This is a genomic window from Saprospiraceae bacterium (genome assembly GCA_016712145.1).
In the GTDB taxonomy this organism is placed as follows: Bacteria; Bacteroidota; Bacteroidia; order Chitinophagales; family Saprospiraceae; genus Vicinibacter.
Genome location: JADJRO010000001.1, coordinates 673,192 through 686,248, shown reverse-complemented (window position 1 = coordinate 686,248; position 13,057 = coordinate 673,192). Strand labels below are relative to the sequence as shown.

The 13,057-nt window shown below is 35.4% G+C and carries 8 protein-coding genes and 1 pseudogene; 4 read left to right on the top strand and 5 right to left on the bottom strand.

Translation table 11 applies throughout. From position 1 onward, the window contains the following. Positions 1–4 precede the first annotated feature (4 nt). The 5 genes from IPK91_02990 to IPK91_02970 are packed head-to-tail and all read right to left on the bottom strand — an operon-like array spanning position 5 to position 5,861. Positions 5–652 carry a deoxynucleoside kinase gene (locus tag IPK91_02990; protein ID MBK8296255.1) on the bottom strand — a complete coding sequence of 216 codons (648 nt, stop codon included), beginning with the start codon at positions 650–652 and terminating at the stop codon, positions 5–7. After that, entirely contained in the window at positions 636–1,142 is a 507-nt protein-coding gene (gene folK, locus IPK91_02985; protein ID MBK8296254.1) for a 2-amino-4-hydroxy-6-hydroxymethyldihydropteridine diphosphokinase, read from the bottom strand. The genes IPK91_02990 and folK overlap by 17 nt, the downstream gene beginning before the upstream one ends. Continuing rightward, entirely contained in the window at positions 1,132–2,688 is a 1,557-nt protein-coding gene (locus tag IPK91_02980) for a M28 family peptidase (GenBank protein MBK8296253.1), read from the bottom strand. Before IPK91_02980 ends, folK begins: the two co-directional genes overlap by 11 nt. Positions 2,689–2,697: 9 nt before the next feature. Continuing rightward, positions 2,698–4,005: a hypothetical protein gene (locus IPK91_02975; GenBank protein ID MBK8296252.1), complete on the bottom strand. Its 1,308-nt coding sequence runs from the start codon at positions 4,003–4,005 to the stop codon at positions 2,698–2,700. 26 nt (positions 4,006–4,031) lie between these two features. Beyond that, positions 4,032–5,861 (bottom strand): UbiD family decarboxylase, encoded by a 1,830-nt coding sequence (locus tag IPK91_02970; protein MBK8296251.1) that lies wholly within the window; start codon positions 5,859–5,861, stop codon positions 4,032–4,034. 99 nt (positions 5,862–5,960) lie between these two features. Here IPK91_02970 and IPK91_02965 point away from each other — a divergent pair, with 99 nt between their 5' ends. From IPK91_02965 to nrfD, 4 genes and pseudogenes are all read left to right on the top strand, one after another. Beyond that, positions 5,961–6,764 (top strand): thymidylate synthase, encoded by an 804-nt coding sequence (locus IPK91_02965; GenBank protein ID MBK8296250.1) that lies wholly within the window; start codon positions 5,961–5,963, stop codon positions 6,762–6,764. Positions 6,765–6,980: 216 nt separating this feature from the next. Next, positions 6,981–8,387, top strand: coding sequence for a c-type cytochrome (locus tag IPK91_02960; GenBank protein ID MBK8296249.1), 1,407 nt, complete (start codon positions 6,981–6,983; stop codon positions 8,385–8,387). A 20-nt stretch (positions 8,388–8,407) separates the two neighbouring features. Continuing rightward, complete coding sequence (locus IPK91_02955; protein MBK8296248.1) at positions 8,408–11,608, top strand: 4Fe-4S dicluster domain-containing protein; 3,201 nt, start codon at positions 8,408–8,410, stop codon at positions 11,606–11,608. Between the two features lie 18 nt (positions 11,609–11,626). Beyond that, a pseudogene (nrfD, locus tag IPK91_02950) lies at positions 11,627–13,053 on the top strand (polysulfide reductase NrfD). The last annotated feature ends 4 nt before the right edge of the window (positions 13,054–13,057 follow it).

Below are 13,057 nucleotides of genomic sequence, written 5' to 3'. Positions count from 1 at the left end.
TTGTTTAATTTAAAATTTTAATATGATGTAAACCTGGCGTGTATTTTGTGAATAATACCGATGTTAATTCATTAAATAAATTTTGATTTTGAGTAAAATCCTGATTTGCAATATCGATTACTACTATAGGAATTACAGTTTGGTTTTTAAAAAAATCAAAATAACTATCTTGTATTTTGTTTAAATAGGTATCTGTTATTTCATTTTCAAATAAACGCCCTCTTTTGGAAATGTTGTTTTGAACGTGTTTAATTTCCCGGTGGATATATACGATTAAATCTGGTTTTGGCAAACCTTGGGTCAATGCTTGGTAAACTTTAAAAAATAATTTGTATTCATCTGGCTCAAGATTTGCACGTGCAAACAATAAGCTTTTTAAAATAGTATAATCTGATATAATAAAATCGTTAAAGAGATCTAAATTAGATGCTTCTTGCTGAATCTGTTTTTGACGTTCTGTAAGAAAAAATAATTCAACAGTCAATGCATATCGTTTGGGATCTTTGTAGAAATATTCCAAAAAAGGGTTTTCTGTAAATTGTTCTAATATAATTTTACATGGAAAGTCTAGACTCATCAATTGACAAAGAGTAGTTTTACCAGCTCCAATATTGCCTTCAATGCATATGTATTTATTAGGATTGCTTTTCATAATGATGGTATTTAGTTATTTGACCAGCGTCTTCACAATCAATCAATAATTGTTTAATTGAAGTGGAAAATAGGGGATGGATGATTTCACAATCTAGCTCTGCAAGGGGTTCTAGTACAAATCGGCGTCTTTGCATTTGAGGGTGCGGTATTGTTAGGCTGTGATTTTTAAAATACATGGTGCCTAATAAAATAATATCTAAATCAATCGTTCTTGGTCCAAATTTTAGAACACGAAGACGACCCAGATTTTTTTCAATATCAAAGAGTAGATCCCAAATTTTAAGTGGATTCAATTCTGTTTCAACTGAAATCACTTGATTTAAAAACGGCTCTTGTTCTTTAAATCCCCATGGTTCTGATTCGTAAATAGAGGAGCACATCGGCACTGCATTAAATTTTAACTCAATTTGCGATTTGGCTGAAGTTAAATAATGCAATCGATCTCCTAAATTACTACCAATTCCAATAAAGAGTTTTCTAATTGCCATTATTAAAATATTTCCCTGACCATTTTAGTAAGTCGGAAGTAAGTGTAATAAAATAAATGCCTGAAGGCATTTGTATTGTTGTTAATGGATTTGCTTGGTTACTTAAAATATCTATTTCATGTGTTTCTATTAATTTTCCTGAAACAGAATAGATTTTAATTATTGCATCATTAATAGTTATGGTTGAATTAAGTTGTAATATGTTATTTATGTCAGAAACTGTAATTTTTTCATTAACTCCATTTTGAATAGCTGTTCCCAAATCAACACTAAATTCAGTAGAGACACCATGTTGTGTTTCTGCCAATTCCAAAAGAGTTGCAATGGATGCTTTTGTAATTTGACTCATAAAATTAAAATTTAAATATTGAACAGAATCCTTAATTGTATGGTAATTCTTGTTTCTGAAATTGGCGGCATCTGTAATCATCAAGGCGGGTATATTTTTAAGCCAAAAAGCAAAATGATCACTTCTGGTTAAATCTGGAGCAATTGAACCGTTGCCGGGTACATCAAGTGAAATTACCTTTAATTGAGGAACGTAGCTTGTTGCAAGCTGGTGAAATTTTGAACGTAAGGAATACGATAATGTATTGCCTACATTTGTAATAAAATCACCTTTCCTATTGTTTGCGATGACTTGATTATAAGCATCTGGAAAGAGTATGTTAAATCCTGTTGGGAGATCTTGTGAATTGGGTTGCTCTGAATAAAATCCAATCATTTCAAAGTTTAACACGCCCTGAATGCTATCCTTAGTATTCAATTGATTCGTTACATAATATGTACTTCCAACGAGTCCGGCTTCTTCTAAATCAAATAGAATATATCTGATTGATTTTTTACTGGCATAATCACCTAGTATGCGGATGGCTTCTAATACCCCTGCTACACCAGATGCATTGTCATCTGCGCCTGGCGCATTTGAATATGAATCGTAATGTGCATCAATTAAAACAAGTGTAGCTGGCTTTTCATATCCTAGTTTCGTTGCTTCAAAATTTTTGCCATTGTATTGTCCGGTATTGAAATTCAGTTCGCGGGTAGGTACTGATGAATTTAACGTATTGTATAAATACTCACGGGTTTTATCATAGAAAACCTGATTTCCAGTATTTCGCCTACCTTGCAATTGGGTCACTTGCTGTTTTAAATTATTTGAGTCCACCTTGGAAATGATTTCTTGAATATTTAGTGATTCACGATCTAATGCTACCAATACAATTGATAATTTTTGATAGGGTAGTGCAGAATTAAAATGAATGCTAATTTGTTTATTTATCCCTTTGCCTATTGGAAATCCAATATCTCCTGTGATTTGATCAGGTACTATTTCAACATTTTTTGTTGTTGCATCAGCACTAAATAGTTTGCATTGAACTTCAAGCAATGAATTGTCGGCATCATCTAAATTGAAATTAATGATGATTGTATTATTAAATGCATCATAATTCAATATCTTATTTGATATTATTGGCAATTGATTTTGTGTCAATGCCTTTAAATTCAATAATGCACAAATTGAAAAGACAAGTAAGTTTTTCATGTACTATAATTAATAATTACGAATTCTTTGATTTATTGGAAAATAATTTTTTAAACCATTCTGATTTACTTTAAACCAGCCTAAGCAAGCAGATTTATAAATAGCAAGGATCCATTTTGCATTGATTTCTTTGTTCAAAGGGGCATAGGTTGCACGCAGAAAATTTAAAGCGTCCTTTAAGTCCAACTCGCATTTATAAATATGTTGATTTAAGTGAATGCTTAATGCTAACCCGTGTTCTGGATAAATGGCAATTCCTTTCATTTGACAAACAGGAATAGCGCCTCCTGAGAAACGTAAAAACGAATTTAAATATGCAAACTGCTCTAGTTGATTCTGATGCACCGCATAAAAGAGTTCTCTTACTGGGATGATTTGATATGCGGTTGAATTGTTTATCCATTCAACTGGATTAAATTCCTTGTTGAATTTAGAAACAGCAGATTTTAATTTTAAATTTATGGACGATTGTTCTTGTTGTTTTTGGATGACACTTATTGTGAGTCCTTCTGTGGATAGTTTATGAGGAAAAAATCTATACACATAGACATGCTTCTCCAGGTATTCTTGTGCAAATTGATTGGGTATTTGAATGCTTTTAAAACGCCCATCCTGTACATAAGGTTCTAATTGCTGTTCGTTTTCTTCTGAATTGTACGTACAGGTTGAATAAATAATGTAACCACCAGTTTCGCACAAGGCATCTGCAACTTTTAATATATTTTGTTGCATAAGGGTGCAGGCTTTTACTTTTTGTGAAGACCATTGCTTAAGTGCCTCCGGTTCCTTTCGAAACATTCCTTCGCCACTACACGGAGCATCAACCAGAATAATTTTATAGCGCATGGATGAATTCGATAATTGTTCAAGAGATCCTTGGCTTACAAACGTGTTATTGGTGCCCCAGCGTTCCAGATTTTGTTTTAAAACTTTAGCGCGATGTGGATCAAATTCATGGCAATGGACAAATGCGTCTTCAGAAAAATAGGATAATAAGAGCGTAGATTTTCCCCCCGGTGCACTGCATAAATCTAATACATTGCATTTTTTTGGTACTTTAAGTGAATTCAAAATAAATTCTAAAAACATGGATGCGGGCTCCTGGACATAATAATGACCTGCATGAAAAAATGGGTCTAATGTAAATGAAGGTCGTTCTGTTAAATAGTAGCCGGATGGACACCAGGGAATCTGATCTGTTTTATTTAGGTTAAAACCATTCGTATTTTTATAGGGGTTTATACGAATGGATACCGGTGATTTAGTATGTAAAGCATTTTCAAATTCCGGAAATTCCTCATTTAGAAGAATCTTCATATGTGTTATAAATTGTTCTGGAAGTTTCATGTAAAAAGGGTTCTCAATGAGGGTGTTTTACTAATGAATTCATCGACAATTTGACAGGTTACACGATCAACTTCTAATTCAGGTGCATGATGCGGTTTTTTTCTAGAGTCAATAATTAACGTATTTTTACAATGCCAATGTTTATGATGATAATCAGCGCGCACCCCATAGATGTCAGAAGCTGGATTGCTACGTGTAAAGGTCACCCATAAAAAATTAGAATAACTAGCCGAACAAAATTCGGTATTGTCGCATAGTATAATAAGCGGAAAACCGTGAAATTTTGATTGATCGAGATAGTCGGTAAGTACATTCAGTTCTTGGAGGGAATCATTATAATTTTTAAATGGCTTTGTTTCTAATAACACAATTCCCTTTTGAATTAATTTGCAGTTTTTATACAGAGATGGCAAATCATTAAAAACTTGAAGGTCAATTGATAATTCTCTGCTTTTATTTCTATTGCATGCAATAACAAGTTTAGAACCACCATTCCATTGATCACCTGAATAATCAAGCGTGTCAATGGTCGTATTTGTGTAGAAATGCAAATCACTGTTCCAGTCGATTCGTTCTAAAATAAACTCAAAAAAATCTTTAATATTATGAACATCTATTTGGCGCCCTGGCTCTTCTGCAGCAATAAAGACATATTTAGATAATGACGTTTGGCCTTTACCTAGAAGCAGGTTTGCACTGGTAAGCAATTCTTCAGGCTTTCTGTCTCTAAATGGCATGTAACGTTCAGATCCGACCGCCAATAATAAGGGATGGACACCAGTGGCATCAACTGCATGAAGCTGTTTGATGCCTGGATATTCAACGGATGTTAATTCGGATACCATCTTGTGTATTAAATATCCAAAAGATGAATCTTCTTGAGGAGGACGGCCAACAACTGTGAAAGGATAAATTGGATTTGGTTTATGGTATATTTTGATATCTGTTAAAAATGGAAAAGGATGTTGTAAACTATAATATCCTAGATGATCCCCGAAAGGTCCTTCCTGTTTTAATTCATTCATCGAAACCTTTCCAGTAATACAAAAATCAACATCCTGAGGAATGAAATACGAATTGTCTATGCGGTATCGATACCTTCTATTATTTAAAAAACCACAAAAAAGGATTTCACTAAGTCCTTCAGGCAATGGAAATATTGAAGCTAAAGTATAAGCTGGGGGCCCACCAATTCCAATGCTGATTCTAAAAGACGCTGTTGATTCTTTAAATTGTTGATGATGAATTCCAATGCCTCTATGCAATTGGTAATGCAATCCAATTTCTTGGTCAGGTTTATAATCATTACCATCCAATTGAATTCTATACATTCCAACATTTGCTTTCTTTGGATCCAAGGTTCCAGGTGGAAAACTGATAACTTGTGGAAGGGTTACAAATGAGCCCCCATCTTTTGGCCACGCTCTTATTTTAGGAAGTTCACGGAGGCTGCATTCATGATTTAATCGTTGTGTGTTTATTTTTTTTGGCAATCCTTTTATCAAATAGGGTATATGTTTGATAAGGCTGAAGGGCCTTTTAATTAGTTGCTCTGGATCTGCTTTTAATTTGATTAACCATTCCAATTTATACAGTACATCTTTAAATAAAAATTCACTTCGGGCATTCGTCCCAAACAAATTGGAGACCCCTGGAAATTTTGAACCTTTAATTTTCTCAAAGTATAGCGCTGGGCCCTGAATGGCTTGAACCCTTCTGTGCAATTCTGGAATAACTAAATTCCCATCAAGTTCATCCGGAATCCGGATTAACATGTTATTTTTCTCTAAATCAACACAGGCCTCCTGGAGGCTATTGTAGCTCATGTTTTGGTTTGGCTGTAAAATTAAGTCCTTTTAGAAGGAGTAAAGAAATATTTGAAAAAATTATATTAAGAATATTTTAATATGTTTCTTTGCTATCGAATTAAATATATGCAGGACTATTTGGACCTTCTCCGTAAGGTTAAGGATGAGGGAATTGAACGAACGGATCGGACTGGTGTTGGCACTAAAAGTATTTTTGGATACCAGATGCGGTTTGATTTAGCTAATTCTTTTCCATTGTTAACAACCAAAAAGCTGCATTTAAAGTCGATCATTTACGAGTTGTTATGGTTTTTAAATGGAGATACCAACATCAAGTACCTCAATGATCATGGAGTTTCTATTTGGAATGAATGGGCAGATGAAAATGGGGATCTTGGCCCTGTTTATGGAAAGCAATGGCGCTCTTGGGAGACCAGAGAGGGTCATGTAATTGATCAAATGGCAGAATTGTTAAAAACCTTAAAGTCCAATCCTGAATCGCGTAGATTGGTAATATCTGCCTGGAATGTGGGGGATTTGTCTAAAATGGCCTTGAGTCCGTGTCATTGTTTGTTTCAATTTTATGTGGCTGATGGCAAGTTGTCTTGTCAACTGTACCAGCGCTCGGCAGATGTCTTTCTGGGCGTACCATTTAATATTGCCTCCTATGCTTTATTGACATTAATGGTAGCTTCAAGTTGCGGATTGATGCCAGGAACATTTGTACACACGTTTGGAGATGTCCATTTGTATTTAAACCATATTGAACAGGCTGAATTGCAATTAAGCCGAACTCCTTATGAAAGTCCAAAGATTATTTTAAATCCATTGGTAAAAGATCTTTTTAATTTTAAGTTTGATGATTTTGAACTGGTTGATTATCAGTGTCATCCATTAATTAAAGCACCAATTGCAGTTTAATTCATAACTAAATGCAAATGGCAAAACACAGATTAACTTAACGATATTTTAACTGTTGTGTTATTTAGGAAATTGAACTTTTTTACATATCAAATAAAACAATTTGATCAGATGTTTTGGGAAACACATTTCTGGGGTATTTTTGCAGGCGATTCGTTAAACGATTTAAAACATCGTTGTTTTTTGAAATCATATTCATCTAGTTTTCAATAATTTATGAGCTACAAAGGGATATTTGGAACTATTTTATTTGTGTTTATTTCGATTGGGGCTCTGATTTCCGCACCTGATATCGAAGTTGGCAAAAGTTCTTTTAAGAATAATTGCGCCAGTTGCCATAATAAAAACATGAAAGACCCTCTTACGGGACCCGCTTTAGGTGGTTCTGTAGAACGGTGGGCTGCTTTTCCACGAGCTGATCTAAATAATTGGGTTAGAAACTCTCAAGCTTTAATTAAAGCGGGCCATCCTAGAGCCACGGAGTTGTGGAACCAATTTAAACCTACCGTTATGACGGCTTTTCCTAATTTGTCTGACGAAGAAATAGAAAGCATTTTCTTGTATGTTGACGGGGTTTATAAAGGTACATATGGTCCTAAACCAGTTGCTGCGGTAGGCGGAACTCAAGCTCCTCAGAATCAACAAAGTGGACTTTCATTTTGGATTTATCTGATCTTTGCTTTGTTGATTGGCCTGGCCTTGTTTTTATGGAATTTAATGACGGATCTGGCATATCAAATGAAAATAAAGGCTGGTGACACGACTGCCAAAAAACAATCTGTTTGGCAATTGATGACGAGTAAATCAGTTATCAGTTTTGTAATATTTGCCTTGGTCTTATTTGCCGGCTACACAACTGTTAATAATGCGATTTCATTAGGTAGACAGCAAAATTATCAACCGGATCAACCTATTAAATTTAGTCATGAAACGCACGCAGGTTTAAATAAAATTGATTGTAATTATTGTCATGATGGTGCAAGGAGATCTAAACAATCATTAATTCCAGCAACAAATACCTGTATGAATTGTCATGCCGCAATAAAAAAAGGCAGTCAATATGGTACTGCTGAAATTTCAAAGATTTATGCATCGATTGGTTATAACCCAAACACCGATAAATATATCGATCAATATGAAAAATTGACTGAGGACGAAATTGCAGCAATTTATAAGAAATGGATTGCCACAACCTTTGCAAAAGACAACAATTTAAGAGAAGGAGCTGAATCTGCAATTCGCGAATCAGAAACACAATGGGAAGAAATTAAAAGTTCTTTGACCAGTGACACGAAATCAACCATTCCAGGGCCAATCGAATGGAAGCGGATTCATAATTTACCTGATCATGTCTATTTTAATCACTCTCAACATGTAACCATTGGGAAATTGGCATGCCAAACATGTCACGGTAAAGTTGAAAACATGCCGTTAGTTAAACAGTATGCACCACTTTCACTGGGTTGGTGTATTAATTGTCACAGACAAACGGACGTAAAATTTGCTGATAATAAATACTACGATAGTTATAAAACCTATCATGATGAATTAAAAGCAGGAACCAGACAATCTGTCAAAGTCTCTGATATCGGAGGTCTGGAATGTCAAAAATGCCATTATTGATCAGAAGCTATTAGAATAAAATGAAAATGAACGAATCAACAATTTGGATTGGAGAAGAAGATCTGGTAAGAGATCCGGATTTTATTGCTGCCAGTAATTCTGAAATAAATCCTGTTAGTTTAGAATCTATATTGGATGATGAAAAAAGCGGATTGGTAGAAAGCAACCGCCGTGATTTTCTTAAACTTCTCGGGTTTGGTATTGGAGCTGCCACATTAGCTTCTTGTGAAATTCCAGTAAAAAAGGCAATTCCTTATGTAATTAAGCCGGATACCATTGTCCCTGGAATCGCTAATTATTATGCTTCAACGTTTGTAAACGGCGGAGACTATTGTTCTATATTAGTTAAAACAAGAGAAGGCAGACCCATTAAAATTGAAGGCAACGCGCTCTCTTCTATAACTAAAGGAGGAACAAATGCCAGGGTTCAAGCTGCTGTATTAAGTCTATATGATTACAACAGAGTTAAATTCCCTGCTAAAATGAGTCAAAATCAAATTTCAGAACTTAGCTGGAATGATTTAGATAATGAAATAAAAACCGCATTAGCAGCAAGTAAAAATATTCGAATTGTTAGTAGCACCCAACTGAGTCCAACAGCATTGCAAGCTGTTTCAGAATTTTGTTCAAAATTTTCTGGTGCGAAACATATTATGTATGATGCAATATCATCGGCTGCATTATTGGATGCTGGTTTACAATGTTTTGGAGAGCGCATCATTCCTGAGTTTAGATTTGATCTTGCCGAAACCATCGTGAGTTTTAATGCAGACTTTTTAGGTACCTGGATTTCACCCATAGAATATGCTTCTATGTATGCAAAAACCAGAACTATAAAAGCAGAGGCACCTAAAATGTCTCAGCATACACAAGTCGAATCGCATATGTCCTTAACAGGATCAAATGCTGATAACAGAATTTTAGTAAAGCCATCAGAGCAAGGTGCTGCAATAGCATTTTTATATAACGAAGTTGCTTCTAAAATGGGAGCTGCATCGGTTCCAGCTTTAGAATTAAACGATAAAGCTAAAGCCGCATTTAAAAAATTAGCTGAACGTTTAATAACACAAAAATCTAAGTCATTAATTGTTTGTGGAACAAATAATGTTGGCGAACAAATTCTGTGCTACAGTTTAAATAATTTATTAGGAAATATGGGTACAACCCTTGCTTTTGATAATGTTTCGTATCAAAGAAAGGGCAGCGACGCAGACCTTAATCAATTGATGACTGAAATGAAAGCATCTACGGTGGATGCACTTATATTTTGGAATGCCAATCCGTGTTATGATTTACCATTTGCCTCAGAATTTGCGCAAAATCTTGCGAACGTAAAAACAAAAATCAGCTTAAATGCTATAATTGACGAAACGAGTTCGCATTGCAATTATTTAGCTCCTGATCATCATTTTTTAGAATCTTGGGGTGACGTTGAAGCAAAACGCGGAATGTTAAGTTTAATTCAACCGACCATTAATCCAATTTTTAATACAAGAGCAAGCGGACATTCATTTCTTTCATGGGCAGTATCCCCAAATTTGAATGCTGCAGCAGAGCAACCCTATTATGAATATTTGAAAAATCAATGGGAGCGTAACTATTACTCCAATTCAGCTTCAACAGGAGGTTTTCAAAATTTCTGGGATGATTGTGTTCACAATGGCGTATTTGTTTTTACAAAATCAACTGCGGTTCCAACATTTAAAGGAGATCCATCTTTTGCTGCATCGAAATTAACTAAACCATCTGGAGCAGCCCTCGAAATATCTTTCATAGAAACAGTCGGAATTGGAAATGGTGTATATGCAGTAAACCCTTGGTTGCAAGAAATGCCTGATCCAGTTACTAGATGCGCATGGGGAAATTATCTTATGGTTCCAATAAGTTTTGACGGGGATCGCAGATTTATTGCCTTCAATAACGTGAAGGAAAATGGAGAGTTAATTGATTTGACAATTGCAGGTTCTAAAACTACTGTAGGTGCGGTAAAACAATTTGGTCAAATGCCAGGGACTGTTGCAATTGCATTAGGTTATGGAAGAACGATGGCAGGAGATTGCGGCACTGGAATTGGAACATATTTTTATTCAGCTTGTAAAGTAGTTGATGGATATATTCAATATTTTAATACAGAAATTGAAGTTTCGCAAAGCAGTGGCACCATTGAAAAACATTTTGCTTGTGTGCAACATCACCATACATTAGGAGTCACAGCAATTGAAAAAAGCAGTGGCCAGAAATTTAATGCAGACGAAGCTGCTTTGGTAGATGATGCTTTCAAAGGAATTGCAAAGGGCTTCCAAGGTTCATTAACAGATCGATCTGTATTAAGACACAGTCATTTAAATGAATTAAAAGAGAAAATAGAAAGCTTAAAGGAAGAACGTGCAGAATTTCAAAAATTAAATTCTCACACACTCTATCCAGGGCATGAATATAGTTACAATACGGGCCATCATTGGGGTATGCATGTTGACTTAAATTCGTGTATCGGTTGTGGAACCTGCACAATTGCATGCATGGCTGAAAACAATGTACCTGTTGTTGGTAAGAAAGAAATAGCCAGACATCATGAAATGGCCTGGTTAAGAATTGATCGTTATTATTATGGGGATGTAGAAAATCCAAATGTTGTATTTCAGCCAATGATGTGTCAGCATTGCAATAATGCACCCTGCGAAAATGTTTGTCCCGTAAACGCAACAAATCACTCATCAGAAGGCATCAATCAAATGGCCTATAACAGGTGCGTCGGTACCAGGTATTGTGCAAACAATTGTCCATATAAAGTAAGACGTTTTAATTGGTATGATTATACAGCAGCAGATTTGTTTCCTGTTAACCAATTTAACATAGCAGGGGAGAAAAGCCAACCATTCTATTCTGATAATTTCGGTAGAATGGTTTTAAATCCGGATGTTACAGTTCGCTCAAGAGGTGTAATAGAAAAATGTTCTTTTTGCATACAACGGATTCAAGAAGGAAAGCTTTCAGCAAAACGTGAGAATCGCACATTAAATGACAATGACGTAAAAACTGCTTGTCAAACAGCGTGTCCAACGGAAGCAATTACTTTTGGAGATATGAATAATCATGAAGGATCTCTGTTTAAGAAAATTGAGAACCCTTTAAATTATATTGTACTGGAAGAAGTCAATGTTAAATCTGTTGTGCATTACACCATGAAGGTGAATAACAGAGATGAAAATTTAGACGCATAAAACTATAAATACTAAAGCATGTCAGGAGGATTTGTAGCACCCGTAAGAAGGCCCTTGGTTGAAGGACACAAAACCTATCATCAGATAACTGAAGATTTGTGTTCTCCAACAGAAAGAACCCCAAGTAAAGCATGGGTTATAGCATTTATCATTGCAGCTTCAACGCTTGCTTTTGGTTTGTTTTGCATTTGCTGGACTATCTGGATGGGTATAGGTTCCTGGAATGTGAACCGGACGATCGGTTGGGCTTATGATATTACAAATTTTGTTTGGTGGATTGGTATTGGTCACGCCGGCACCTTGATTTCAGCCATCTTATTGCTATTTAGACAGCGTTGGCGCACGGGCGTTAATAGAGCTGCTGAAGCCATGACGATTTTTGCAGTTATTTGCGCTGCTTTATTTCCAGTAATTCACGTTGGACGATTATGGGTTGTATTTTATTTTCTTCCTTATCCTAATACAAGAGGGTCTCTTTGGCCAAATTTTAATTCGCCTTTATTATGGGACGTATTTGCAATTTCAACCTATTTTTCTGTTTCATTATTGTTTTGGTATACAGGATTAGTGCCTGATTTTGCAACCGTAAGAAATCGTGCTACAGGCCTTCGTAAAAAATATATAATTTCTTATCATTTGGTTGGACTGGTTCTGCAAAACAATGGCAACGTTGGGAATCTTTATCCCTTGTTTTAGCAGGGTTATCAACTCCTTTGGTTTTGTCAGTTCATACAATCGTTAGTTTCGACTTCGCGACTTCTGTTATTCCTGGTTGGCATACAACAATTTTTCCACCATACTTTGTTGCTGGTGCAATTTTTTCTGGATTTGCAATGGTTCAAACGCTAATGGTTATGACTCGTAAAATCCTTAAATTAGAAGAATACATCACGCTGGAACACATTGAATCCATGAACAAAGTAATTCTTGTAACAGGAACCATCGTTGGAGTAGCATATTTGACAGAATTATTTATTGCTTGGTATTCCGGATATGTGTATGAGCAATTTGCATTTTTTAATAGAGCGATGGGAGTTTATTGGTGGTCATACTTTGGTATGATGGCCTGCAATGTGATTTCACCGCAGCTTTTTTGGGTAAAAAAATACAGACGGAGTGTTTTTCTTACTTTTTTTATGTCCATTTTCGTAAACATCGGTATGTGGTTTGAGCGATTTGTAATTATTGCTACCACATTGGCCAGAGATTATCTGCCTTCATCATGGAGTTATTATCGCCCAACTTGGGTAGAGATTGGAATTTTTGTAGGAACGCTTGGTTTGTTTTTTACACTTTATCTAATTTTTGTACGTGTTGCGCCAGTTGTAGCTATCGCTGAAATTAAACACATTCTGAAAGTTGGAGGAGATCAATATATAGGTGAACATGCAACGCATAAACACCCTGTTTCAACTTCAGATTCACATGAACATCATCATTCCTAAATAA